At 73.2% G+C, this 24043-nt stretch carries 22 protein-coding genes; 13 read left to right on the forward strand and 9 right to left on the reverse strand.

The features are described 5' to 3' along the window. Positions 1-38 precede the first annotated feature (38 nt). Both RM479_RS16060 and RM479_RS16065 read left to right on the forward strand, forming a co-directional pair. Positions 39-1172 carry a hypothetical protein gene (locus tag RM479_RS16060; protein ID WP_311512529.1) on the forward strand — a complete coding sequence of 378 codons (1134 nt, stop codon included), beginning with the start codon at positions 39-41 and terminating at the stop codon, positions 1170-1172. Continuing rightward, positions 1172-3979, forward strand: a complete 2808-nt coding sequence (locus RM479_RS16065) for a tetratricopeptide repeat protein (protein WP_311512530.1) — start codon at positions 1172-1174, stop codon at positions 3977-3979. Before RM479_RS16060 ends, RM479_RS16065 begins: the two co-directional genes overlap by 1 nt. A gap of 39 nt (positions 3980-4018) precedes the next feature. On the opposite strand, the gene xylB is transcribed toward RM479_RS16065, so the two are convergent. Next, positions 4019-5404: a xylulokinase gene (gene xylB, locus RM479_RS16070; protein WP_311512531.1), complete on the reverse strand. Its 1386-nt coding sequence runs from the start codon at positions 5402-5404 to the stop codon at positions 4019-4021. Between the two features lie 360 nt (positions 5405-5764). Here xylB and RM479_RS16075 point away from each other — a divergent pair, with 360 nt between their 5' ends. The 6 genes from RM479_RS16075 (at position 5765) to RM479_RS16100 (ending at position 10962) form a co-directional block, all read left to right on the forward strand. Then, entirely contained in the window at positions 5765-6301 is a 537-nt protein-coding gene (locus RM479_RS16075) for a cysteine dioxygenase (RefSeq protein WP_311512532.1), read from the forward strand. After that, positions 6298-6684: a rhodanese-like domain-containing protein gene (locus RM479_RS16080; protein WP_311512533.1), complete on the forward strand. Its 387-nt coding sequence runs from the start codon at positions 6298-6300 to the stop codon at positions 6682-6684. The genes RM479_RS16075 and RM479_RS16080 overlap by 4 nt, the downstream gene beginning before the upstream one ends. A gap of 304 nt (positions 6685-6988) precedes the next feature. Continuing rightward, a complete protein-coding gene (locus RM479_RS16085) occupies positions 6989-7858 on the forward strand; it encodes a MetQ/NlpA family ABC transporter substrate-binding protein (RefSeq protein WP_311512534.1) in 870 nt (289 codons plus the stop codon). A gap of 411 nt (positions 7859-8269) precedes the next feature. Beyond that, on the forward strand, positions 8270-9313 hold the full coding sequence (locus RM479_RS16090) for an ABC transporter substrate-binding protein (protein ID WP_311512535.1): 1044 nt from the start codon (positions 8270-8272) through the stop codon (positions 9311-9313). 7 nt (positions 9314-9320) lie between these two features. Further along, entirely contained in the window at positions 9321-10091 is a 771-nt protein-coding gene (locus tag RM479_RS16095; RefSeq protein WP_311512536.1) for an ABC transporter ATP-binding protein, read from the forward strand. Beyond that, positions 10084-10962 carry an ABC transporter permease gene (locus tag RM479_RS16100; protein ID WP_311512537.1) on the forward strand — a complete coding sequence of 293 codons (879 nt, stop codon included), beginning with the start codon at positions 10084-10086 and terminating at the stop codon, positions 10960-10962. The genes RM479_RS16095 and RM479_RS16100 overlap by 8 nt, the downstream gene beginning before the upstream one ends. Before the next feature lie 95 nt (positions 10963-11057). On the opposite strand, the gene RM479_RS16105 is transcribed toward RM479_RS16100, so the two are convergent. Then, positions 11058-11543, reverse strand: a complete 486-nt coding sequence (locus RM479_RS16105) for a hypothetical protein (RefSeq protein WP_311512538.1) — start codon at positions 11541-11543, stop codon at positions 11058-11060. A gap of 38 nt (positions 11544-11581) precedes the next feature. Beyond that, positions 11582-12013: a winged helix-turn-helix transcriptional regulator gene (locus RM479_RS16110; protein ID WP_311512539.1), complete on the reverse strand. Its 432-nt coding sequence runs from the start codon at positions 12011-12013 to the stop codon at positions 11582-11584. A 65-nt stretch (positions 12014-12078) separates the two neighbouring features. Between RM479_RS16110 and RM479_RS16115 the strand changes: the two genes are divergently transcribed. Next, positions 12079-13023, forward strand: coding sequence for an NADP-dependent oxidoreductase (locus RM479_RS16115; RefSeq protein WP_311512540.1), 945 nt, complete (start codon positions 12079-12081; stop codon positions 13021-13023). A 57-nt stretch (positions 13024-13080) separates the two neighbouring features. Here the strand turns inward: RM479_RS16115 and RM479_RS16120 are convergent, their stop codons facing one another. Beyond that, entirely contained in the window at positions 13081-13677 is a 597-nt protein-coding gene (locus tag RM479_RS16120) for a Dps family protein (RefSeq protein WP_311512541.1), read from the reverse strand. A 210-nt stretch (positions 13678-13887) separates the two neighbouring features. Then, positions 13888-15102 carry a cytochrome P450 family protein gene (locus RM479_RS16125; protein WP_311512542.1) on the reverse strand — a complete coding sequence of 405 codons (1215 nt, stop codon included), beginning with the start codon at positions 15100-15102 and terminating at the stop codon, positions 13888-13890. Positions 15103-15183: 81 nt separating this feature from the next. Here RM479_RS16125 and RM479_RS16130 point away from each other — a divergent pair, with 81 nt between their 5' ends. After that, entirely contained in the window at positions 15184-15651 is a 468-nt protein-coding gene (locus RM479_RS16130; RefSeq protein ID WP_311512543.1) for a hypothetical protein, read from the forward strand. 7 nt (positions 15652-15658) lie between these two features. Here RM479_RS16130 and RM479_RS16135 read toward each other — a convergent pair whose 3' ends face one another. Continuing rightward, positions 15659-16831 (reverse strand): PucR family transcriptional regulator, encoded by a 1173-nt coding sequence (locus RM479_RS16135; RefSeq protein WP_311512544.1) that lies wholly within the window; start codon positions 16829-16831, stop codon positions 15659-15661. Positions 16832-17119: 288 nt separating this feature from the next. Between RM479_RS16135 and RM479_RS16140 the strand changes: the two genes are divergently transcribed. After that, a complete protein-coding gene (locus RM479_RS16140; protein ID WP_397222386.1) occupies positions 17120-17947 on the forward strand; it encodes an aldo/keto reductase in 828 nt (275 codons plus the stop codon). 15 nt (positions 17948-17962) lie between these two features. On the opposite strand, the gene RM479_RS16145 is transcribed toward RM479_RS16140, so the two are convergent. Then, on the reverse strand, positions 17963-18124 hold the full coding sequence (locus RM479_RS16145) for a hypothetical protein (protein WP_274808023.1): 162 nt from the start codon (positions 18122-18124) through the stop codon (positions 17963-17965). Positions 18125-18219: 95 nt separating this feature from the next. Here RM479_RS16145 and RM479_RS16150 point away from each other — a divergent pair, with 95 nt between their 5' ends. Further along, positions 18220-18768, forward strand: coding sequence for a RidA family protein (locus tag RM479_RS16150; RefSeq protein ID WP_311512546.1), 549 nt, complete (start codon positions 18220-18222; stop codon positions 18766-18768). A 114-nt stretch (positions 18769-18882) separates the two neighbouring features. Here the strand turns inward: RM479_RS16150 and RM479_RS16155 are convergent, their stop codons facing one another. Next, positions 18883-19767, reverse strand: coding sequence for a sulfotransferase family protein (locus RM479_RS16155; RefSeq protein ID WP_311512547.1), 885 nt, complete (start codon positions 19765-19767; stop codon positions 18883-18885). A gap of 167 nt (positions 19768-19934) precedes the next feature. On the opposite strand from RM479_RS16155, the gene RM479_RS16160 reads away from it, so the two are divergent. After that, positions 19935-20741, forward strand: a complete 807-nt coding sequence (locus RM479_RS16160; protein WP_311512548.1) for an SIR2 family NAD-dependent protein deacylase — start codon at positions 19935-19937, stop codon at positions 20739-20741. Between the two features lie 49 nt (positions 20742-20790). On the opposite strand, the gene RM479_RS16165 is transcribed toward RM479_RS16160, so the two are convergent. Further along, positions 20791-24036, reverse strand: a complete 3246-nt coding sequence (locus RM479_RS16165) for an NACHT domain-containing protein (RefSeq protein WP_311512549.1) — start codon at positions 24034-24036, stop codon at positions 20791-20793. Between the last annotated feature and the right edge of the window lie 7 nt (positions 24037-24043).

A 24043-nucleotide genomic window follows, 5' to 3' on the forward strand; every position in this document is an offset into this window, starting at 1 on the left:
GGCCGGCACGGTGCGCCGGGTGAGCCCGGGAGCACCACATGACCGTCATCGAGGTCGTCGCCGGCGAGGGCGGTGTCACCGTCGCCGTGCCCGCCCCCGCCCCCGGGCCCGCGTTCGCCTCCTCCATCGTGGACGCCGACGGCGGCCTGTTGACCTGGCCCGACGTCACCCGGCTCACGCTTCCCCACGCGGACATCGACGACGTGTCCGCCGCCCAGGGCTGGCTGTGGGACCTCTACGGGCCCGACGCGGCCCTGGCGGTGGCCGTCGCCGCCTCCGGCGGCGCTCCCGTTCGGGTCACCGCCGGGCCCGGTGCCCTCGCCCGACCCCTGGCGGCGCTGGCACTCGGGCACTGGGCCGCCCGCTGGTGGCCCGCCTCCCTCCTGGACGGCGTCCCCGCACTCGACCCCGACCTGCTGGGTCTGGAGCTGGCGGTGCTCGCCCACCGTGCCCACCGGGCCCTGCCCCCCGACACCGCCGCCGACCTGCTGGCCGATCACCGGCCCGGCATCGCCGCCCTGTCCGGCGATCACTCCATGGGGCTTCTCGCCGGGCTGGCCCCGATCGCCGACCTGCACGGGGTCGACATCGGCGCCCTCCCGGACCCCGCCGGGCACCCGGCCCTGGGCTCGCGCACCGCCGACGACCACGCCCTCGCCGCGGGCCCCGCCGCCCCCGCGCCGCCGCCGGGTGCCCGGATCCTGGCGCGCGGGCACGGAGTCAACGACTGGTGCCGTCACCCCGCCGGACTCCTCGACGCGGCCGAGACCGCCGTCAGCTGGGCCGTTCACGCCCACGGCGCGGCGCGCGTCATCGAGGTCCACGCCGTCATGGGCCCCCTGGCCCGGGGCGCGTCCGTGCGCCCCACGGCCGAGATCGTCCTGGGCGCCTCCGCCCCCGTCCGTCTCCCGCTGGAGCCCGCCGGGGACGCCTGGGCCGGCCGTACCGCCGTGGACCTGCCCGCCACCGCCGTCCCCGACCCGGACGTCCACGTGCTCCTGCCCGGCTTCGATCCCGGACCGAGCGGACCCGAGGCCGCCGCGGCCCGCGACCGGCTGCGCGCCCTGGCCGCCCGCCGCCTGGACCTGGCCCGGGGCGCCCACGCCGGTTCCGGGGAACCGCCCCCCTTCCTGGCCGAACTCCGCGCCGCGCGCGCCGACGAGGACTTCTGATGTCCGAGGGTCCCGTGGAGGGGGAACTCGTCATCGAGTACGGGGTCCTCTTCGGTGAGCCCTTCGACGAGTGGTCGGCCAAGGCCGGCACCCTCCTCGAACTCCACCGGTACCGCGAGTCCCACGACATCCTCGAACGGCTCCTGGTGATGGCCGACGGCCTGGAGGCCACCCCCCTCGTCGACCTCCTGCGCGGTACCCTGCTCTCCGACCTCGGCCGCGCCCACATCGGCCTGGCCGATCTCCGCCGGGGCGCGGACGCCCTGGACCGGGCGTTGGGGCTGCTGCGGCCCCCGGGCCCGCACGTCACCGACCCCGTCGCCCGCCCGATCCGGGCCGGTCTCCTCGTGCACGCGCTCATCGACCGCGCCGAGAACGCCCGACGCCTGGGCGACACGGAGCTGGCCGCGACCCTGCTCGACGAGGCCGGGGCCCGGGTCGAGGAGAGCACCACCGCCGACGCGCACCGGGCCGAGATCGCGGGCGGACGCGCCATGGTCCTGGCCACCAGGGGCGCGTGGGGCGCCGCCGAGAACGTGTACCGGGCCGCCCTGGCCGGGACCGACCCCACCCTGCGTCCGGTGCCCTACCTGCTGTCCGGGCTGGCCGACGTCGCCGCCGACACCGGTCGCCTCGACGAGGCCGAGGACCTCCTCGCCCAGGCCGCAGAACGTTTCCGGGCCCTGGGCGGCGAACCCGCCTCCCTCGACGGCTCCCGCGCCTTCGTCGCCCTGCGCCGGGGCGACCTGGACGAGGCCGAACGCCTCTACCTCAAGGCCTCCGTCGCGTTCGAGCGCGACGGTGACCCCGTCTCCCTGGCCGCCTGCGAACAGGCCCGCGCCCTCCTGGCCCGGCTGCGCGGCTCCACCGACGCCGCGCGCGCATCGGCCGCGGCCTCCCGTCGCCGGTTCGAGGAGCTGGGGGTGCGGGCCGCCTTGGGCGAGGGCCTGCTGGAGGACGCCCGCCGCGCCCTCGCCGTCGGCGATCACCCCACCATGCGGGAGCGGTGCGAGCGGGCCCGAGCCCTGTTCGAGGAACAGGGCTCCCACGAACGCTGCGCCCAGGTCGACCTCCTCGTGGCCTCGACGACCATGCGGCTGGTGGAGGCCGGCGCGTTCCCGGGACGCGAACACCAGACGCGGGCCGCCGTGGTGACCACGGTGGTGCCGGTGGCCCTGACCCTGGCGGCGATGCGCGCCGACTTCGCCACCGGGCACGCCCGCGCCCAGTGGAGCGCGCTCTCGCGCGCCGCCACCGACCTGGCGTTCCGGCTTGCGTGGACGACCGGTGACCAGGGGCTGCTGTTCGAGCTGGTGGAGTTCTCCTCCACCGGCGCGCCCCTGGCGGCCGGGCGGGACACCGCCCCCGCCGACCCGGTGGCGGAGCTCTTCCCCGCCCCGGCCGCGCGCGGACCGGGCCTGCGGGTGGGCCTTCCTCCCCGGGTGGCGGTCTCGCCCGAGCGCACGGCTCTCCAGGAGTACGCCGCCCTGGCCGAGGCCCGCTACCACCGGCCGGTGCTCTCCGACGAACGCGTCGCGCCGGTTCGGGGGACGGACGTCTCCTTCCCCGGACCCGTGCCGACGGTGCTGGTGCGCCTGGCCGACGCCGACGGCCTGTACATGGCCTGGCGGTGGACGGCCGGCGCCCAGGGATTCGGCACCGGGTACGCGCCCGCCACGGATGTGGACGCGGCGCTGGCCGAGCTGTCCGCCGCCCTGCCGGGGCCGGAGGGCGCGTTGATTAGGGCGCTCACCGAAGGGGCGCTCGCCGACCCGGTCACCGAACGGGCGCTGGCCGGTCGCCTGGCCGAGACGCTGTGGCCGGTGGAACTCACGGACCAGATCCGCACCGTGGCCGAGGGGACGGGGGCGCGTCCGCTGGTGCGGATCCAACCGTCACCGCGCACCGGCCGGGTCCCCTGGGAGTTGCTGGCCGTCGCCGACGGTACCCGGCTGCTCGACCTCGCCGACGTGGCCTTGGCGGCCCCGGCCGCCCTCGTGCCCGCCGCGCCGCGTCCCCGGTCCGGGACCGGCGCCCCGGCCGTGCTGATCCTCGACCCCCGGGTGCCGGGGTTCCGCGCCGACTCCCCGTTGGGTTCGGTGCTGGGCCGACCGGGCGGCGATCCGGGGATCCTGGCCCTCATCGACGCACACCGGACGGCCGACGACATGCTGCCCCGGGTGGCGGCGCCCGAGGAGGCGCTGCGCCGCACCGACCTGGACCGCCACTGGCTGGGGGAGGCCCTGCGCTCGGGCCCCCGACGCCTGCTCTACGTCGGCCACGTCACCTCCGCCCCGGTGGCGGGCGGACAGAGCGAGGACGCCCTCCTGCACCTGTGCTGCGCCGCCGACGTCCAGGGCCACGCCGAGCCGATGCGCGGTCACCGCCCGCTCGGCGCCAAGGATCTGCTCCTGGGCACCCCGGACGGCCGGCCGGGGCACGAGGTGTGGCCCGCGCCGCCGAGGGTCGCGCTCATCGCCTGCGAGAGCGGTGCCGACACCCGGTTCGCCGAACCCTTCGGGCCGGCGTCGGCCATGCTGCGCAACGGCGCCGACCTGGTCACCGCCGCCCGGTGGACGCTGCCCACGGACCTGGCCCTGCGCCGGTTCGGGCGGGTCCCCGACGCCGAACGGCCGTTCAGCGGACTGATCGCCGCCGTGGACGCCGCCCACGACGCGCCCGCGCCGGTGCGGGCGCTCGCCGACTGGCAGCGCACCCGCCTCGAACGCTGGCGCACCATCGGTGACCCGGCCGCCACGCCCCTGTTGTGGGCCGCCCTCGCCACCGTCACCGCCGGCCCCCGCTGACCGACCTCGGCCGCGCCCGCCGGCCCCCGACCTCGGAGGTCAGAGGCCGTGGACCGTCCGGCGGGTCTGGGCGTAGCGTTCGCGCACGTGCGGGGCGGGCACCGGGGCGGCCCGCACCTCCGTCCCGCTCACACCCCACGTCGGCGGCTCGGCGGTGCCGGCCAGCGCCCAGGCCGCCTGGCGGGCGGCGCCGAGCGCCACGTACTCGGCGGGCGGCGGTACCACCACGGGCACGTCCAGCACGGTCGTCGCGACCGCCCGCACCGCCGCCGACCGGGCCGCGCCCCCGACCAGTAGCACCCGGCGCACCGGCACACCGTGGTCGGTCAGCGCCGACAACCCGTCGGCCAGCCCGCACAGCATCCCCTCCACGGCCGCCCGCGCCAGGTTCGTCGGCGTCATGTTCTCCCGCCGCAGTCCGTGCAGCGAACCGGTCGCGGTGGGCAGCGCCGGGGTGCGCTCACCGTCCAGGTAGGGCAGCATCACCAGCCCGTCCGCGCCCGGCTCCGCCGTCAACGCGAGCGCGTCCAGCCCCGCGAGGTCGGTGTCCAGCATCGCGGCGGTCGCCGTCAGCACCCGGGCGGCGTTCAACGTGCACACGAGCGGCAGGTACCGCCCGGTGGCGTCGGCGAACCCGCACACCGTCCCCGACGCGTCGCGCACCGGGGTGTCGCTCACCGCGAACACCGTGCCGCTGGTGCCCAGCGAGAGCACCGCGTCGCCCGGCCGCAGCCCCAGGCCCAGGGCCGCGCCCATGTTGTCCCCGGTGCCCGGCGCGATCGCCGCTCCCGCCCGGGTGCGTCCCACGATCTCGGCCGGGGCGGCCACCCGGGGCGTGCGCGGTTCCCGTCCGAACGCCCGCTTCAGCAGGTCCGTGCGGTACTCCCCGCCGCTCGCCGACCAGTACCCGGTGCCGGAGGCGTCGCCCCGGTCGGTGACCGGCTCGTCCTCGCCGCCGGCCAGCCGCCAGGTGAGCCAGTCGTGGGGCAGCATCACCCCGGTGGCCCGTGCCGCCGTCTCCGGTTCGTGCTCGGCGAACCAGCGCAGCTTGGACACCGTCAGCGAGGCGCCGGGGACGTTGTCCACGGCCTCCGCCCAGGCCCCGGCCCCGCCCAGTTCCTCGATGAGGTCGTTCGCCGCGTCGGCCGACCGGGTGTCGTTCCACAGCAGGGCCTCGCGCACCACCGCGCCGTCGTCGTCCACGGCGACCATGCCGTGCTGCTGTCCGGCGACGGCGATCGCCGCCACCCCGTCGAGCAGCCCCGAGGAGGCCTCCTCCAGCGCCGTCCACCAGGCGCGCGGGTGGACCTCGGTGCCGTCGGGGTGGGGTGCGCGGGCCTCGCGCACCACGCTCCCGTCCTCGGTGTCGCAGACGACGATCTTGCAGGACTGGGTCGAACTGTCGATTCCGGCGACGAGGGGCATCGGTACTCCACGGTGAGGGGATTAGTCGGGATCCCCAACGAACTTAGTCCGCCTCGCCCGTTCTGTCACGAGCCCCGGTCGGGGCCGGTCGCCGGCGGCCCCGACCGGGGGAGCGCGGTGACGGGTCACCGGTCGGCCCACGGGGGATGTGGCGTGTGCGACCCCCGGTTTCCGGAGCATCTACCCACTAAACATGTAGGGAATATGGTTTACTCTGACGCATGACAGTCGGCACCTCGGCACGCCTCCCGGCCCGGTGGAGAACGTTCACCTTCGACGAGCGCTGTCGGTGAGCGACCGGCCGGACACCGGTCGCACCCCGCCACGTCCCGGACCACCACGGCAGCGAAGAAGAAGACCATGACCGTCGACGCCACCGTCACCACAGCCCCGACCCCGCTCACCCCGGACCGCCTGGCCGCGCTGGCCGCGGAGGTGGCCGAAGAGGTCCGCCAGGGGCTCCACGAGATCCACTTCGACGCGGAGGACCGCTGGTCGGTGCGCCTGCACGCCGACGACCACACCGACGTCTGGCTCATCTCCTGGACCCCCGAGCAGTCGACGCGCCTGCACGACCACGCGGGCTCCCTGGGCTCGCTCACCGTCGTCACCGGCGAACTCGTCGAGCGTTACTGGGCCGGCGGACTGCGCGAGCGCACCCTGGCCGACGGCGAGGTCGGCCGCTTCCCGCTCGGCCACGTCCACGACGTCGTCAACGCCTCCGACGCGCCGGCCGTCAGCGTGCACGCCTACTCTCCGCCGCTGACCGCCATGCACTACTACGAGGTCGGCGGCGACGGCGCGCTGCGCCGCACCGGCAGCGTCCTCACCACCGACCCCGAGCCCGACGTCCCCACCCTGGACGACGTGCCGACCCGCGAGGAGGTCGGCCGATGAGCGCCATCGAACGCCTCCTCGGCAGCAGGCGCGCCCGCCTGGAGCGGCTCTCGCCCACCGAGGCGCTGGCCGCCCGGGAGAACGGCGCCCTGCTCGTGGACACCCGACCCGTGGTCGACCGGACGGCCGAGGGGGAGATCCCCGGCGCCCTGGTCATCGACCGCAACGTCCTGGAATGGCGACTGGACCCCACCAGTCCGGACCGGGTCCCCGAGGCCGACTCCGTCGACCTGCACATCGTGCTGTTCTGCAACGAGGGGTACGCCTCCAGCCTGGCCGCCGTCCAGCTCCAGGAGCTGGGCCTGAGCCGGGCCACCGACCTCATCGGCGGTTTCCGGGCCTGGCGGGCCCAGGGGCTCCCGGTGGTCGAGTCCCGGGGCTGACCTCTCCGGATCCCCCCGTGCGACGCCCCGGACCCGGGTCGCCCCGTTCTCCGCCACGGCCCCCGTCGCGGGTCGGCGCCGACGCGCGCCCGCGTGTGCGCCCTCCGGTCCGGTCCCGTGTGGCCGATGCCACGTGTCACGGGAACGGGAAAGGCGTATTTCCTACCAAGCAGGTTGGGTAGTCTTTGGTCAGGTCATCGGATGTCCTACCGGGCACGTCGATCCCTTCCGAGGCCCGGTGTGTCCCACCGGGGCCGCGGAGCCCCCCGCGATCCTCCACCCTCACGATCACGAAGGAGCGCACATGCGCACGACCTCAGCCGTCATCGGTGCCGCCGCCGTCACCCTGGCGCTCACCGCCTGCGGCGCCCCCAGCGAGCAGCAGGCCGGGGGAGAGGGCGCGGGCGAGGTACTGCGGGTGGGCGTCAGCCCCGTGCCGCACGGTGACATCCTCGCCTTCATCGACGAGAACCTCGCCGAGGAGGCCGGGCTGGAGCTGGAGATCGTGGAGATCTCCGACTACAACACCCCCAACACCCTGCTGGTCGAGGGCGAGCTGGACGCCAACTACTTCCAGCACCGCACCTACCTGAACGAGTGGGCGGCCAACGGTCCGGACGCCGACTTCACGTACATCACCGACGTGCACATCGAGCGACTCGGCCTGTACTCCGAGAGCGTCGAGAGCAGTGCCGACCTGCCCGAGGGCGCCGAGATCGCCGTCCCCAACGACCCGGCCAACCTCAACCGCGCCCTGGGGATCCTCCAGGCCGAGGGGCTCATCGAGGTCGACCCGGAGGCCGGCGGGCTCGCCACCGAGAAGGACATCACCGACAACCCCAAGGACATCACCGTCACGCCGCTGGAGGCCGCGCAGCTGCCGCGCGCCATCGCCGACGTCGACGCGGCCGTCGTCAACGGCAACTACGCCATCGAGGCCGAGCTGCCGACGGAGAGCAACGTTCTGGCCTGGGAGCCCGAGGGCGACGACTACGTCGAGGCCTACGCCAACGGCCTGGTGGCCCTGGAGGAGAACGTCGAGGACGAGCGCGTCCAGCTGCTCGCCGAACTGCTGCACGACGAGCGCGTCCTGGAGTTCGTCAAGGAGTCCTGGCAGGGCGTCGTCCTGGCCGTGGACGCCGACGGCGAGGTCATCGAGACCGCCGCGGAGTAGCCACCGCGTCCAGGGAACTCCGCGCCACGTCCGGCTCCGTCGTTCGGGGGCGCGCGGAACACACGCACACCGTGAGGGCGGTGGGGCCTCGGCCCCGCCGCCCTTCGGCGTTCCCGTGGTCCGTGGCCTTCGGGGGGCCTCGCACCTCCGACACGGTCCGTGTCCGCGCGGAGGTGACCTGGATCACCGCCGGTATCCGCAGGAACCGTGGAGGGCCTCGGATCGGCGGTTTCACGGGTGTGCGACGTCCTGAGCTGCGCTTTTCCCCGCGGCGCCTCTCGGGGTGCGGTGGGGTGGGCCGGCCCCCGCGATCGCGCCGCCGACCAGGGGCGGCGCGCTGACTTTCACAAATCCTACTTATTAAGTAGAGTTTCCATCGTCCTCAGACCGCGCTCGAAAGGGTCCCCTCCCATGTGTGTGCCCTCCCCACCGAAGCGGATCGCCCCGGCGTCCCTGGCCCTGGGCCTGGCACTCGCCGTCACCGGGTGCGCCGCCGACGCGGCGGAGGACGACGCACTGACCCTGGGCTACTTCCCCAACCTCACCCACGCCCCCGCCCTGGTGGGGGTGGAGAACGGGATCTTCGCCGAGGCCCTGGGCGACACCGCGTTCGACACCCGCACCTTCAACGGCGGCCCCGACGCGGTCAACGCCCTGTTCTCCGGTGAGATCGACGCCGCCTACCTGGGCCCCAGCCCCGCCGTCAACGGCTGGTTCCAGTCCGAGGGTCGGGCCCTGCACATCGTCGCCGGCGCCGCCACCCGAGGCACCGGACTCGTGGTCCGGGACGACATCACCGACGTCGAGGACCTGGTCGGCACCACCCTGGCCACCCCGCAACTCGGCGGTACCCAGGACGTGGCGCTGCGCTGGTTCGCCCGGGAACAGGGCTGGGAGGTCGACACCGCCGGCGGCGGGGACCTGTCCATCGTCCCCCAGGCCAACCCCGAGACCGTCGACGCCTTCGCGATCGGCGAGATCGACGGCGCCTGGGTCCCCGAGCCCTACCTCGGGCGCCTGCTGGCCGAGGACGACGCCCACCTGCTCGTCGACGAGGCCGACCTGTGGCCCGGCGGCGAGTTCGTCACCACCCACCTCGTCGTCTCCGCCGCCCTGCTGCGCGATCACCCCGAACGGGTCGAGGATCTGCTGCGCGGACACATCCAAGCGGTCGACCTGGTCGACGGCGACCCGGACACCGCGCTGCGGGCCGTCTCCGCCCACCTGGAAACGCTCACCGGGGGCGCGCCCGACCCCGACCTCACCGCCGCGGGGCTCGACAACATCACGTTCACCGTCGATCCCGCCGCGCACTCACTGCTCATCGGAGCCGACAGGGCCGAGGCCATCGGACTGCTCGAACCCGTCGACCTGACCGGAATCTACGCCCTGGACCCGCTCAACGCCCTCCTCGCCGAGGACGGCCGCGAGCGCGTCGCCGGGCTGGAAGGGTAGGGGCCCAATGACCACCATCACCGACACGCCCCGGCGGACCACCGCCGTCGAGATCGCCGACATCTCCAAGGTGTTCGGCCACGGCAAGGGGGCCGTGACCGCCATCGACGGAATGTCGGTCACCGTCGGCACGGGGGAGTTCCTGGCCATCGTGGGCGCCTCCGGCTGCGGTAAGAGCACCCTGCTCTCCCTCGTCGCCGGACTCGACGGACCCACCACCGGGGCCGTGGACGTCGGCGGGCACCGTGTCGCCATGATGTTCCAGGAGGCCGCGCTGTTCCCGTGGCTGAGCGTCGGCGCCAACATCGAGGTGCCGATGAAGGTCAACAAGGTGCCCAAGGCCGAACGCAGGAGGAGGGTCGGCGAACTCCTCGACCTGGTGCGCCTGACCGGGTTCGAGCGCAAGCAGCCCCACGAGCTGTCCGGCGGAATGCGCCAGCGCGTCGCCCTGGCCCGCGCCCTGGCCCAGGACGCCGACGTCCTGCTCATGGACGAGCCCTTCGGCGCCCTGGACGCCATGACCCGCGACATCCTCCACGACGAGCTGGAGCGGATCTGGCAGGAGAAGGGGCTGACCGTCCTCTTCGTCACCCACAACGTGCGCGAGGCCGTGCGCCTGGGCGACCGGGTCGTGCTGCTGTCCAGCCGCCCCGGCCGGGTCATCGACGAGTTCCCGGTGGAGGGCGAGCGCCCCCGCCGCATCGACTCCCCCCTCATCGCGACCCAGGCCGCCGTCATCACCGACCGGCTCCGCCAGGAGGTCTCCCGCCATGCCTGAATCCGACGTGAGGGACCGGGACCGCGAGGTCCACGGGCTCGACGCCCTCGAACTCCAGCCCAAGCGGGGGGTCGCCGAACGCGGATTCGGGGAGACCGTCCGCAAGGTGTGGTCGGGCACCTGGCCCAAGCTCGTCGCCGTCATCCTCGTGTTGGCGGCCTGGCAGGCCGTCGTGTGGTCGGGGTGGCGCAGCGATTTCGTGTTCCCCGGCCCCGACAAGGTGCTGCCCACCCTGTTCCAGGAGATCACCACCCCCGAGTTCTGGGTGGCGGTGCAGGTGACCATGCGCCGGGCCCTCACGGGGTTCGCGCTGGCACTGGTCGTGGGCGTGGTCATCGGGCTGGCGGTGTCGCGGTTCACGCCGCTGCGGACGGCGATCGGGTCGCTCATCACCGGCCTCCAGACCATGCCGTCGATCGTCTGGTTCCCGTTCGCGATGCTGCTGTACGGCATCAGCGAGTCGGCGATCATGTTCGTCATCGTGCTGGGCGCCGCCCCCTCCATCGCGGGCGGGCTGGTGTCGGGCATCGACTACGTGTCGCCCACGCTGCTGCGGGCCGGCCAGGTGATGGGGCTGCGCGGGGCGCAGCGGTACTCCCTGCTGATCATCCCGGCGGCGCTGCCGATGTTCGTCACCGGCCTCAAGCAGGGATGGGCGTTCGCGTGGCGCTCGCTCATGGCCGGTGAGCTGCTGGTCATCATCAACCAGCAGAACTCCATCGGTTGGGCCCTCAGCCAGGCCCGCCAGCTCAACGACGCCGACCGGCTGTTGAGCTACATCATCATCGTGCTGGTCATCGGCATCGTCATCGACGTGTTCTTCAACTGGGCCGACCGGGCGCTGCGCCGCCGCTGGGGCATCACCTCCTGAGCACGCGGCGGGCCGCCCCGTCGAGAGGCGGCCCGCCGCCCAGGACGATCGCCCGCCGCCGGGGGTCGTCAGCGCGCCGGCGGCCACGGCGCACGTCAACCGCGGACGGCGCCCTCGGGCCAGATCACGTGCACGGGCACCCCGGCGCGCCGGGCCGCCGCCACCGCGTCGGCGGTACCGCCCCCGCCGTGGCCCGGCCGGCCGTCCCAGACCGCGAACAGGCGCCGCACCCGGGCGAGCACCGCCGTGTTGGCCGCCGCGTAGGCCTCCTCGCCGGCGGTGCGGAACGGCATGAACCGCACCGCGGCGGCGCGCATGAGCAGACCGTCGAACCGGTGCAGGTTCTCGGCGGAGACCCTCGTCTCCCGGTAGTCGACCGAGGGGAGGACGACCTCCAGGGTCCCGCGCGCGTCCCAGACCGCCTCCGCGAAGATCTGGTCGGCGCCCCTGGCCAGGCACGACACCCCCACCAGGTCGGGGCCGCCGGCGAATCCCGCCAGTTCGCGGTCGAGTGCCCGCCGTACCAGGGCGCTGGTGTCCTCACCGAGGTCACAGTGGCCGGTGATGCCGATGCGGGTCATGGGGGACCTTCCAGGAGGGGCGGGGCGGGGCACTCAATCTAGCGCCGCGCCGGCGCGTCCCGGGGCAGGGGATCCACGGGCAGGGACACCCGCTCGTCGTAGCGTGCGCGGGCGGCCTCCACCTCCTCCATGTGCTCCTCGGCCCAGCCCAGGATCGAGTCCATCAACCCGCACAGGCTCTCGCCCAGCGGCGTCAACGCGTACTCCACCTGCGGCGGCGTCGTCGGGTACACGGTGCGCTCCACCACGCCGGCCCGCTCCAGGTCGCGCAGGGTCCGGGTGAGCATCTTCTGAGTGATCCCGTCCAGACGACGACGCAGCGCGCCGAACCGCATCGGGCCGGGGCTGAGCGCCCCGACGACCAGGCACACCCACTTGTTCGCGAGCAGGTCCAGCGCGCTCCGGGACGCGCAACCGCGCAGGTAGGCGTTGGCGCCACCACGTTCTACCAGGTCGGGGGTGGTGTACACGGGGTACCTACCGATCTTTCAAGTGCCTTCTGTACAAGGGATACCGTAACCGGAAGGCTGGTCCCATGACAGAGCAGATGCGCGCCGTCCGACAGGACTCCCTCGGTGGGGCCGAGGTCCTCCGAGTCGTCGAGACGCCCCTCCCCGAACCGGGGCCGATCCAGATCCGTGTCCGGGTCCACGCCGCCGGGGTCAACCCCACCGACTGGAAGATGCGCGAGACCGGCTACTGGCACACGCCCCCGTTCGGCCAGGGATGGGACGTCTCGGGCGTGGTCACCGCCATCGCCCCGGGGGTCAGCCGGTTCGCCGTCGGCGACGAGGTGTACGGGATGCCGAACTTCCCCACGACCCCCGGCGCCTACGCCGACCAGGTCGTCGCCCCCGCCCAGCACTTCTCCCGCAAGCCCGCCGGCCTCGACCACGTACGGGCCGCCGCGTTGCCGCTGGCCGCGCTCACCGCCTGGCAGTCGCTGGTGGACGCCGCCCGCCTGGAAGCCGGGCAGCGGGTCCTGATCCACGCGGCAGCCGGGGGAGTGGGTCACCTGGCCGTGCAGATCGCCAAGGCGCGCGGCGCCCACGTCATCGGCACCGCCCGGGCCGCCAAGCACGCGCTGCTGCGCGACCTGGGCGCGGACGAACTCGTCGACCACACCGCCGTCGACTTCGCGGAGGTCCTCGACGGCGTCGACGTCGTCCTGGACGGGATCGGTGGCGACTACCTGGAACGCTCGCTGCGCACCCTGCGCCCCGACGGCCTCTACATCGGCCTGACGAACCCCTTCGCCATGACCGAGGTCGCCGAGGCGGCGAGGTCCCACGGGAGGCGCGGCACCACCGTGATGGTCGCCCCCGACCACGCCGCCCTGGAGGCGATCACCGACCTCGTCGAACAGGGCCGGGTGCGGCCGCTCGTCGAGGCGACCTTCCCCTTGGAGAAGGTCGCCGACGCCCACGCCCTGGGGGAGGCCGGGCGCACCACCGGCAAGATCGTCCTCACCCTCGTCTGAACCCGCGCACGGAAGAGGCCGGGCGACCATGGTCGCCCGGCCTGCGCCTGCCGCGCGTCAGCTGCGGACCAGCGGGGTGTCCACCAGGTGCTCGGCGACGAACCACGCCTCCAGCTCGTTCTTGCGGATCACCTCCGACACCAGCAGGTCGTTGGTGCCGTCGTCACCCATCTCCTGGACCCGGGACGCCGCGTCGTGGGCGTCCTCCAGGATGGTCTCGTGCGCCTCCAGCAGACGGGAGAGCATCGCCGGGACCTCCTCGACGCCGTTCGGCGGACGCGGGATGCCGGTGATCTCCGCGACGTGCCGGGGGTCGCCGACCGCCACACCGCCCAGGGTCTGCACGCGCTCGGCGAGCGCGTCGATGAGCTCCAACTGCTCCTCGGCGTGCTTGTCCATGAGCAGGTGCAGCTGGTAGAAGGTCTGGCCGCGCATCAGCCAGTGGTGCTTCTTGTACAGGTCGTGCAGGATGCGCGTGTCGCACAGCACCTGGTTGAGGCGCTGGCACGAGTACATGCGCGCGTCGTGGGACAACCCCACCGGGATCTGGCGGACCGTGCCGAACTCCTGGATCTCCCGGCCCTTCTGGTGCAGCCACGGCTGGCTGCTCCCGGGCTTGGACTCCGTGTCGGGCCTGTGGTCTGCGGTCGTCACGTCTGGTCCCCCTCCAGTCGATGTGACTCGTGTTCGCAGCGCGGAGTCCGCCCACGGGCGGGCTCCGCCTGTCAGTCTCCGTCACCGGAGACCGATGTCCTCCTCACCCCGGACCAACCGGGAGTAAGTTTTCCGTGCTTTCCCCAGACTGCCCGGAGAGTCCGATGGGAAACAGGGCCCGCGGGCCCGCTCCCCCAAGCCCTCCGGCCGTCATCGGGGGTCGAACCGCACCGGGAGATCGAACAGGCCGTGCATGATCATGCTCGGCCACCGGCGCGGTTCGGCCGGGTCGACGGCCAGGCGCAGACCGGGCAGGCGGTCCAGCACCGCGTTCACGGCGACCTTCGCCTCCATCCGCGCCAGGTGCGCGCCGACGCAGAAATGGGCGCCGTGCCCGAACGACAGGTGCGGGTCACCGCGTTCGGGGTCGAACGCGTCGGGGTCGGCGTAGCGTTCCGGGTCCCGTCCGGCGGCCAGCAGCGACACCAGGACGGGTTCGCCGGCCGCCAGCCCCACCCCGCCCACGGTGGTCGCCGTGCGCGGGAACCGCCAGGTGGCGTTCTGCAACGGGCTCTCCAGACGCAGCGCCTCCTCGATGGCCGGACCCACCAGGTCGCGCTCGCCTCTCAACCGTTCCAGGCGTTCCGGCCGGCGCAACAGGATGTGGAAGAGGTTGCCGATGAGCGCCACCGTGGTCTCGTGCCCGGCCACCAGCATCAGGAACGCCGCGGAGGTGACCTCGTCGCGGCTCATCTCCCCGCGCCGGTGCGCCTCCACCAGGTCACCGAGCAGGTCGTCCGTCGGTTCGGCCAGCCGTGCCTCCACCAAGGACGCCAGGTAGGCGTCGAACCAGTCGGTGGTGGCGGCGATCGCCTCCATCTCCTCGTAGGACGACGAGTCGATCACCGCGGCCCGTCGATGGAACTCCTCCCGGTCCGCCTCGGGGACGCCGAGGATGTCGCAGATGATCGCGATGGGCAGCGGGTAGGCCAGGTCCCGCACCAGGTCGGCCTCGCCGGTCCCGGCGTCGACGATCCGGTCCAGCAGGTCGGCGGTGATCCGCTCGGCCCGTTCCACCAGCGTCCGCACCCGGCGCGGGGTGAACGCCGTGCCCGCGACCCGCCGCAGCCGGCTGTGATCGGGGGCGTCCACGTTGACCATGCTGAGCATCAGCGAGGGCCGGTGATCGTAGGGCAGGCCGAGTCCGGCCTCGCGCCAGACCTCGTTGCCCGCGTGCGGGCTCTTGAGCATGTCCGGGTCGGCGAGCACCGCCTTGGCGTCCGCGTGGCGGGTGACGATCCACGCCCACGCCCCGCCGGGCAGGTCCACGCGGTGCACGGGGGAGTGCTCGCGCAGCCACCGGTAGGCGGGGTGCGGGTCGGCCTCGAACTCGGGGCCGTGCAACTGCGGAGGGGAGGCGGACATGCGGGACCTTTCCGGCGGGGGACCGTTCCGGGGGAGTCCTACCCATCCGGCCGGCCCGCCCACGGCCGGTTCCGGACACCCGTGTCCGTCGTCCCCGCCCGCTACGCTCGCTCCGCGCACGGCTACTTCCAGGAGGCCCGAATGAGCTGGGACGTCGTACTGGTACCCCTTCCCGAGGACATCGCCTCGGTGTCCGATCTGCCCCGCGACCACGAACCGCCGCCGATCGGCCCGGTCGCCGAGGTCCTGGACCGCATCCGCGGGGGGTTCCCCGACGCGGACCTGTCCGACCCCGCCTGGGGGTTCCTGTCCGACGCGGAGGGTGCCTGGTCGATGGAGCTGAACATCGGCGCGAAGGACCCGGTCGAGACCGTCATGCTGCACATCCGGGGCGGCGGCGACGCCGTCCCCACCGCGCTGCTCCTGGCCGAACTGCTGGGATGCCGGGCCGTCGACTGTTCCGACGGGGGGTTCCTCACCCTCGACGGCGGATCCCGGGACGCCTTCCAGGCCTACCGGGACCGCGTCATCGGGCGTTCGGGGGACTGACCGTCGTTCAGGGGGCGATGGCGCAGGCGGTCTCCAGGACGAACCGCGACCACGGTCGGTGCGGGTCGTGGCCGGTCAGCTCCCGTGCCCGGCGCAGCCGGTAGCGCAGGGTCTGGGCGTGGACGTGCAGCGACTCGGCCGCCGAGGTGGCCGCGCCCTCCCGGAAGTAGGCCCGCAACGTCTCCAGCAGGTGGGCGTTGGACTCGGTCAACAGGGGACCGAGGACGGCGCTGCGCACCGCGTCCGGGGTCACCGGGCCGCCGTTGAGCAGGGCCAGCACACAGGCGTCGGCCTCGCCCAGCAGTCCGCCCGACCCGAACGCGTGCGGCGGCGCGGTCTCCAGGGCCCCGTCGGCCAGCCGGTAGGCCGACGACACGTCCGTCAACTGCCGCGGCGCGGACACGCACCCGCGCCAGGCGCGGCCGTCCAGGGCCCGTGCGGCCCGGTCGGCGTCGTCGGGGGACGACAACAGCACCACCCGCCCCGACCGGGTCGTTGACAGCGGGTCGGCGACCGCGGGTTCCATCCGGGCGATCAGCTCCAGGGCGTTCGACACCGTCACCGGGGACGGATCGCCCGTGTTCACGGGTTCGGCCACCACCAGCACCGCCGGGTCGGGCGGGGTGATGCCCAGGGTGCGGGCCCGGTCGCGGATCGCGCCCCGGGACGCCTGCCGGCCGATGAGCAGATCGTCCAGGAACGTCCGCCGGGCCCGCTCCAGGTCGGCGTCCATCCGGCGGGCGGTCTCGGCGTGCCCGGCCGCGAGGCCCTCGGAGATCTGGTCGATCGAGGTCATCCACAGTTCGCTCAGAGCGAACACGTCGGCGGTCTCCAGCCGGTCGCCCGCGTAGGCGGAGATCAGACGCATCGCGGCCACCGACCCGACCCGGTGGGCGCGCACGACCGCGCCGATCGAGCGGCCGTCGGCCGCCCGGGTGCGGCCGATGCCCCGCAACCGCTCCACGTCCTCCGCCGCGAGCCGGGTCCCCCCGGCCACCCACAGCTCCAGCGACCGGGTCACCAACCACGCGGTGATCGCCCGTACCTCCGCCAGTTGCGATCCGTGCAGGGCCCGGTAGGCGGGCACCTCCGCGTGCACCTCGGCCACGATCCGCTCCACCAGAGCGGTGCGGTCCCGCATCAGCTCCGCGCCGACCGCGGCCCGACGATCCCGACCCACGACGCCCCCTTCCCCGGCCCGGGCAGCCTACCGCCCGACCCCGGCCCCGGCACGGGCCGACGCCGCGCCCGGAACCGGGCCCGGGGAGGTCGATACGGCCGATCGGGGCGCGGTCTCCGGTCTCCCGGGTAAAAAGCCCGTACGTGGCGGTGCAGTGACCGGTCACCGCCGGGTCGCCGTGGCAGTATGCCAAGTGGGCGACCTGGGGGAGGTCGCGGGCTCGCCGACGGCCCTTCGGCGGGCGACGACGGCGTTGCGGGCCGACGGGGGATGACTGGGATGAGAACCATGACGGTTCCCGAGCTGACGCTGAACAACGGATCGCGGATCCCACAGTTGGGCCTGGGCGTGTGGCAGGTGCCCGATGAACAGGTCGTCGACGTGGTCACCACCGCGTTGGAGGTGGGCTACCGCAGTATCGACACGGCCGCCGCCTACGGCAACGAACGCGGAGTGGGGGAGGCGCTGCGTCGTTCGGGGATCGACCGCGACGACGTGTTCGTCACCTCCAAGCTGGCCAACCCCGACCAGGGGTACGACCACACCCTGCGCGCCTTCGACGCGAGCCTCGAACGCCTGGGTCTGGAGACCCTGGACCTGTACCTGATCCACTGGCCGCTGCCCGCCCGCGACCTGTACGTTCCCACCTGGAAGGCGTTGGAGCACCTGTACGCCGAGGGTCGGGCCCGTGCCATCGGCGTGTCCAACTTCCAGATCCCGCACCTGCAACGGGTCATGGAGGAGGGCGGGATCGCGCCCATGGTCAACCAGATCGAGCTGCACCCCCGCCTCTCACAGCGGCGGCTGCGCGAGTTCGGCGCGACGCACAACATCGTCACCGAGGCGTGGAGCCCGCTCGGTCACGGTCGACTGCTCGACGACGTGGTGGTCGTCTCGATCGCCGAGGAACACGAGCGGACCCCCGCCCAGGTGCTGCTGCGCTGGCATGTCCAGCTCGGTGACGTGGTCATCCCCAAGTCGGTGACGCCCGAGCGCATCCGCGCCAACTTCGACATCTTCGACTTCGAGCTGAGCGAGGACGACATGGAGCGCATCGGCCGGCTCGACGCCGGTGTCAGGTTCGGTCCCGACCCCGACCGGTTCGACGGGGACTGACGGACCTCTGCGGGCTCAGGTCCGCAGGTCGCGGCGCTTGCGCGCGCCGACCAGGGTCGCCTCGGTGCCCTGGCGGCGCATCCGCACCACGTAGACGATGCCGCCGATGAAGATGGCGACGATGAGGGCGAGCACCGCGACGAGGGCGACGAGGGACAGCAGGAAAGTGATCGACATGGGCTCATCGTAGCCGCACGTCCGGGGATCCCTCCGGGGGGAGTCCGCCGGGACGCGGCCGATGGGCACGACCACAACCGGGAGGGGTTCCGCCGGTGGACCGCACACCGCACCAGATCGTCAACCCGCTCACCCTGTCCGAACCCGTGGGGTTCTCCCACGCCCTGGTGGTGTCACCGGGCCGGATCGTCCATGTCGGCGGCCAGGCGGCCCGCCGCCACGACGGCAAGGTGATGGGCGACGGCGTCGCCGAACAGTTCGACCGGGCCCTCGGCAACGTGATCGAGGCGCTGCGCGCGGCCCACGCGGAACCGTTCCACGTGGTCGAGATGCGCATCTACACGACCGTCATGCACGCCTACCGGGTCAGCAGCAACACCATCGGATCGGTGTACCGCCGCCACATGGGCCGCCACTACCCGCCGATGACGGTGATCGGGATCGACGAGCTGATGGATCCCGACGCCCTGGTGGAGATCGTGTGCACCGCGGTGGTCCCCGAGGTGAGCGAGGAGGCCGCCCTGGAGGACGAGGAGACCCGGGAACTGCTGGAGGAGATCGAGGAGTCCGCCGACGACACCGTCGTCATCGGCCGTCCCGGCGCGGAGGGGCCGGAGGAGTTCCCGGAACGCTCTCCGGCCTGAGCCCGCGACCCGGGGGCGCGGGATCGGCGGTCCAGCGCCCACGCCACCGCCGACACCCTGCTCACCGCGTCCGGGGCGCCCTGAGGCGGGCCCGGCGCGGGGCGGCGATCCGCCTCACAGGTAACCCAGGCGGGACAGCTCCAGCCCGGCCGCCTCCACCACGTCGGCGTGCTGTTCGCGGGTGAGCCGGTCCCGCCAGGCCCCCACCCGCCAGGAGCGTTCGATCATCAGCTCCGTCGCCGACACCCGCACGCCGGTGAAGTCGCGCAACCGCTTGGCGGTCTGCACCTCCCCGCCGTGCAGGTCCTCGTAGCGCAACGTCAACAGTCGGTCGGTCTCGATGCCGCGCCGCAGCGTCGCCGACATGCGCACCGCGCCACGCCACCGCATCGCGCACTTGGCCTCGATCGACCCGTCCCGGAACTCCTCCAGGTCCGAGCCGTCCTCCAACCCGAAGAAGTGGTTGGGGAACTCGTGGTCCACGTTCATGAAGCTGGGGCGCGCCCACGCCAACGACCGCTCATCGTCCACCATCTCCGCGACGACGTCGCGCCCGTCCCGGATGATCTGCACGAAAAGGGCGTCGGGGAAGGCGATCCCGAGGGCCTTGGCGCTGAACAGCAGATCGGGACTGGCGTCCCCGTACCGGCGCACGTCGGCGCTGTGCTCGCACGGTTCGGCGGAGTCCTTCGCGGGCACCCGCGCCCACGGTCCGGGACAGCGCGGGCAGGTGAGCGGCGTCAACTGCCAGGCCTCGGCGTAGGCCTCGCGCAACAGGCTGGCCGTGCCCGCGGCCTTCTCCAACGCCAGGGAGGGCTTGCGGGCGACGGCGTACACGGCGTTGAGCACGCCCGAGGAACCCGCGCTCAGGTGGAACCCGGGTGCGCGCGACAGGGCGCGGGAGATCTCGGAGACACCGGAGTGCGGCGCGCCCAACAGGAACACGGGCCGCTGCACCTTGGTCCCGTTGACCACGAGGATGTAGGAGGGCTGCTTCATGATTGCGTTGATTTTCGCACCCTTTGCCCTTCTCGTGTGCATCGGACCGATGTCGTTCCGGCACACCTTCGTGCGTTTTCCGAGGTTAAGGTGTGTGCAGGGGCGCGCGGGGGCGCCCACGACCAAGCCGAGGGAAAGCCGGTCCCACGTCGCTGCAAGAATGGGGTATGGCCGCGATGACCACAGACTCCACGCCCTTCTCCGATCCCGAGGCGTTCGAGCGGGCAGCCGAACTCCTGGAGTCGGCCGGGCGCATCACCGTCCTGACCGGTGCGGGCGTGTCCACCGACTCCGGGATCCCCGACTTCCGCGGCCCCAACGGGGTGTGGACCACCGACCCCGACGCCCAGGCGCAGTCCGACATCGGCATCTACATGGGCGACGTGAACGTCCGCCGGCAGGTGTGGTCACAGCGCCGCGCCCACCAGGTGTGGGAGGCCGGGCCCAACGCCGCCCACCGGGCCCTGGCCGCACTCGACCGCACCGGTCGGTTGCGCGCGCTCATCACCCAGAACATCGACGGCCTGCACCAGCTCGGCGGGGTCCCCGCCGAGAGGATGATCGAGGTGCACGGGACGATGCTGTGGGTGCGGTGCACGGCGTGCGGGCTGCGCACCCCGACCCCCGAGGTGCTCGCCCGCCTGGACGAGGAGTCCGACCCCCGGTGCGTGGAGTGCGGCGGGATCCAGAAGTCGGACACGATCTCGTTCGGCCAGAACCTGGACCCCGACGTCATCCTGGCGGCCACGCACGCCACCCGCGACTGCGACGTGTTCCTGGCGGTCGGCACGTCGCTGACGGTGCACCCGGTGGCGGGGCTGTGCGACATGGCGATGATGGCGGGCGCGGCGCTGGTCATCGTCAACGGCGAGCCCACGCCCTACGACGACTTCGCGTCGGCGGTCGTGCACGACCCCATCGGCGCGACGCTGCCCGCCCTGGTGGCACGGGTCGGCGCGAGCGCGTCCCACTGAGGGCGGCGGAGCCGGTCCCCGGGGAGGGGACCCGGCCCCGCGCCGCCCACTAGCGCAGGTGGGCGTGTACGCGCTCGCGCCTCCCGCGCAGGGGGTTCTCCTGGTCGACGACGGCGATGATCCGGTCCACCATCTCGTCCGGGAGGAAACCCGGGGGGAACATGTCCAGCACGGGGGCGACGTTCTCCTTCGACAGGCTGTTGCCCGAGACGACGGACCGGATCCCGGAGAGGTACTCCCAGATCATGCGCCGCAACGGGGAGACGACCGTGTCCGCTTCGCCCCTCGGCCAGCGCAGGTCCTCCGCCGCCTGCCGCAGCACCAGCAGCTCCAGACGGCCCAGCTGGGTCGACGTGAGCAGCCTGCGATAGGAGTTCATGCGCCCCTCGGGATCGCGGTGCGGCGGTTCCATGCGCAACCGCATCACCTCGTGCGGTTCCAACCAGGCGCTCTCGCCCTCCGGGTCCAGGAACCAGGCGCCCAGATCGCCGGAGACCTGCCTCAGGTAGGGGATCAGGCCCAGGATCACCCGGGCGCCGCTGCCGTTGACGCGCATGGAGATGGAGCGCAGCATGCGGGAGATCGCCCGGTCGAACGGGACCGTCACCCCGTAGGGGTCCACCACGTCGGGGCGCACCTCGACGTCCGTGTGCAGCTCGAACCCGATGCACTCACCGACGTCGACCGGATCGCCGGTCTCCCGGGAGAGCCTGCTGTGGCTGTCCTTCCGCGTCCACGACTCCAGGTGTCTCAGCCGCACCGTGTTCAGCACGCTGAACCACTCCGGGCTGTCCAGCGAACGCCACACCCCCACCAGGTTGCGCCATTCCTGGAGCGGCTCGGCCGGGGGCGGGAACAGCTCTCCCAGATCCACCTCGTCCTCGCGCACCAGGATCAGCAGCACGATGAGGTTGGCCGTGTAGTTGCCCTGCCGGAGCGTGACCGGCAGGCGCGCGGGCTCGAACTCCCCGTAGGACCGGTTGGTCGCCGGGAACGGAGCCTCCCGGAAGAGCTCGACGAGCAGGTCCGCGTAGTCCTCGCGCAGCCCCGGGTCCTCGGCGAAGCGCCGCTCCAGGGCCTCCTCCAGGAAGTCCACGACCTTCTCCCGGCCGGGCAGGCACGCGAACGACAACAGCGCGTACAGCTCACCGTCGTCGATGCGCTGGGCCCGCCCGCGCCGCCGTGAGACCCGGGACCGGGAGGCGTCCAGCTCCTCCAGGGCGGCCACCACCGTCCGCGCCACCAGGTACTCCCCGAACGTCGCGTGCAGGAACTCGAAGACGCTCGCCGTCCCGGTCCCCGTCCGCGCTCGCGCCTCGTGGACGAAGAAGAACCGGCCCAGCACCTGGTGGGCCGGGGCGATCCGGCCGTGCAGGTCGGTGTCGGCCGGGTCCAGGGCCGCGTCGGGCATCAGCACGCCGAGGTCGCGCTCCAACTCCTCGGCGCTCACGTTCTGCTTGCGTCGGGTGAACATCGCCAGCGCCGCCACCTCCAGCCGGCGCAGCTCGTCCTCCACGGCCTCCGCGAGATCCTCCCGGCCCAGGCCCGAACGGTGCTTGTCCACCTCCCGCCGGGCGAACATGGTGAGCAGCCTTTCGTACAGCTCCCCATGGGTGAGCCGCTGGTCGGCACGGCGCAGCGCGCCGTCCGCGGCGTCGTAGATGAGCAGCATCATCAGCAGCAGCGGCTGTTCGGCCAGGTCGCGGTAGCGGAGCACGGCCTCGGTGGTCAGCGCCCCCTCGGTTCGGGCGTTCGCCCGGTTCCACACCGCCACCAGGCGGGAGATCCGTCCCTCGTCGAAGGGGTCGAGCTTGATGACGGTCGTCCCCTGTGGGAACCGGGCCCGGTCGGCGACCACGGTGCGGCTGGTGACGATGACGACCACCGGCAGCCCCATGGCCTCCTGCTGCTGCTGGAACTCCTGGACCCGCTCCAGGTAGTCGGAGCGGTCGACCCCGGTGGCCTGGAGGAGTTCGTCGAACCCGTCCAGGATGATCACGGGCAGCGCCCCGTCGGCCGAGTCCGCCAGTTCCCGCCAGGACACCCGCGTGTGCAGGGCGGCGGCCAGGCCCTCCTCGATCTGCACGTGGATGGGGGAGTTGGGGCTCACCGACCGCAGCTCCACCCGTACCGGCAGGAAGTCGGCGGCGGGCAGCCGGGCCGCGAGCACCTCCGTGAACTTGGACTTGCCCGCGCCGGGGTGTCCCAGCAGGACGGTGGGGTGGTCGGTCGCGTCGGGGTGGGTCAGGTGGGCGGCGATGAACGCGGCGAGCTCGTCGACGGGCGTGTGCATCCCCCACCACTCCTTGGAGGAGGGGACGGCGTTCGCGGTGACGACCGCGATGCGTCCGCGCGGGGGGACGTAGGCCTGTGCCAGCGACGGCAGCACCAGGCCGGTCGGGACGTCGGACGCGCGCAGCACGGGGCGGTCCAGCACGGCCCGATGGGCGGCGAACAGCTCCTCCCGGCGCCGGTCCACCGTACGCTCCGAACCCACCGTCGCCAACAGCCGGCGCAGTTCCCCCAACCCCTCGTCGACGGCCGCCCTCGTCCGCGCGTGCTCGCCCTCGTGCGCCCACAGCCCGAACTCGGGCACCTCGACGGCGAGCCTGCGGTGGTGCTCGGCGTACCGCTCCGTCGCCCTGACGGCCAGCTCGGTGCCCACCGTCGTCAGCAGCGGGTGATCGGGGCCCTCGATCCCGTGCTCGCGCGCCGTCGTCACCCGGGGCACGGCGTGCTGGAACGCCTCGACCAGGCCGTGGAAGTACTCCTGCCGGGTCAGTTCCTCCGCCCGGTCGAAACGCGCGTGCGTCCAGGGGGTCTCGGGCGCGTTCGTTCCGGCGGCCGGGTCCGCGGAGTCGAGGGCCTGGTGGGAGGCCTCGATGTTCCAGCGGTAGGGCAGGGCGACCCGCTCGGGCTGGCCGGGCGACACCAGCGGCTCGAACAGGACGGCCCGGTCCTCGGCGGAGAACCCCAGCTCGTCCAGGGTCAGCGGGGCGTCCGCCGCCTCCCACACCTCGTCCAGCGCCTCCAGGAAGGCGACCGCGGCCAGGATCCGCTCGGCGGCCAGGATGCGCTCGGTCCGCGTCAGCCGGCCCTCACCGTTGAGCCGATCGCGGATGCCCTCCACCGCCTCCCGGCCCTTGCTCACCAGCAGGCTCCGCAACCCGAACAGGTCCGGGACGCCCACCAGTCCGAGCCCGCCGTCCGCCAGCCGTTCGGCGAGGTCCCAGGCCTCGGAGTCCTTCTTGCCGAGGATCTTCAGGGCGTCCGCGTAGGAGAGCTTCTTCGCCACGTTCGGG

Origin of the sequence: Nocardiopsis lambiniae, assembly GCF_031845465.1 — a bacterium.
Classification (GTDB): Bacteria; Actinomycetota; Actinomycetes; order Streptosporangiales; family Streptosporangiaceae; genus Nocardiopsis; species Nocardiopsis lambiniae.

Excerpts from the sequence above, each read along its gene's own strand:
- RM479_RS16090 (WP_311512535.1), top strand. The coding sequence starts at position 8,270 with ATGTGTGTGCCCTCCCCACCGAAGCGGATCGCCCCGGCGTCCCTGGCC.
- RM479_RS16060 (WP_311512529.1), top strand. The coding sequence starts at position 39 with ATGACCGTCATCGAGGTCGTCGCCGGCGAGGGCGGTGTCACCGTCGCC.
- RM479_RS16140 (WP_397222386.1), top strand. The coding sequence starts at position 17,120 with ATGACGGTTCCCGAGCTGACGCTGAACAACGGATCGCGGATCCCACAG.
- RM479_RS16125 (WP_311512542.1), bottom strand. The coding sequence starts at position 15,102 with ATGTCCGCCTCCCCTCCGCAGTTGCACGGCCCCGAGTTCGAGGCCGAC.
- RM479_RS16065 (WP_311512530.1), top strand. The coding sequence starts at position 1,172 with ATGTCCGAGGGTCCCGTGGAGGGGGAACTCGTCATCGAGTACGGGGTC.
- RM479_RS16085 (WP_311512534.1), top strand. The coding sequence starts at position 6,989 with ATGCGCACGACCTCAGCCGTCATCGGTGCCGCCGCCGTCACCCTGGCG.
- RM479_RS16160 (WP_311512548.1), top strand. The coding sequence starts at position 19,935 with ATGGCCGCGATGACCACAGACTCCACGCCCTTCTCCGATCCCGAGGCG.
- RM479_RS16115 (WP_311512540.1), top strand. The coding sequence starts at position 12,079 with ATGACAGAGCAGATGCGCGCCGTCCGACAGGACTCCCTCGGTGGGGCC.
- RM479_RS16080 (WP_311512533.1), top strand. The coding sequence starts at position 6,298 with ATGAGCGCCATCGAACGCCTCCTCGGCAGCAGGCGCGCCCGCCTGGAG.
- RM479_RS16095 (WP_311512536.1), top strand. The coding sequence starts at position 9,321 with ATGACCACCATCACCGACACGCCCCGGCGGACCACCGCCGTCGAGATC.
- xylB (WP_311512531.1), bottom strand. The coding sequence starts at position 5,404 with ATGCCCCTCGTCGCCGGAATCGACAGTTCGACCCAGTCCTGCAAGATC.
- RM479_RS16075 (WP_311512532.1), top strand. The coding sequence starts at position 5,765 with ATGACCGTCGACGCCACCGTCACCACAGCCCCGACCCCGCTCACCCCG.
- RM479_RS16100 (WP_311512537.1), top strand. The coding sequence starts at position 10,084 with ATGCCTGAATCCGACGTGAGGGACCGGGACCGCGAGGTCCACGGGCTC.
- RM479_RS16145 (WP_274808023.1), bottom strand. The coding sequence starts at position 18,124 with ATGTCGATCACTTTCCTGCTGTCCCTCGTCGCCCTCGTCGCGGTGCTC.
- RM479_RS16105 (WP_311512538.1), bottom strand. The coding sequence starts at position 11,543 with ATGACCCGCATCGGCATCACCGGCCACTGTGACCTCGGTGAGGACACC.
- RM479_RS16155 (WP_311512547.1), bottom strand. The coding sequence starts at position 19,767 with ATGAAGCAGCCCTCCTACATCCTCGTGGTCAACGGGACCAAGGTGCAG.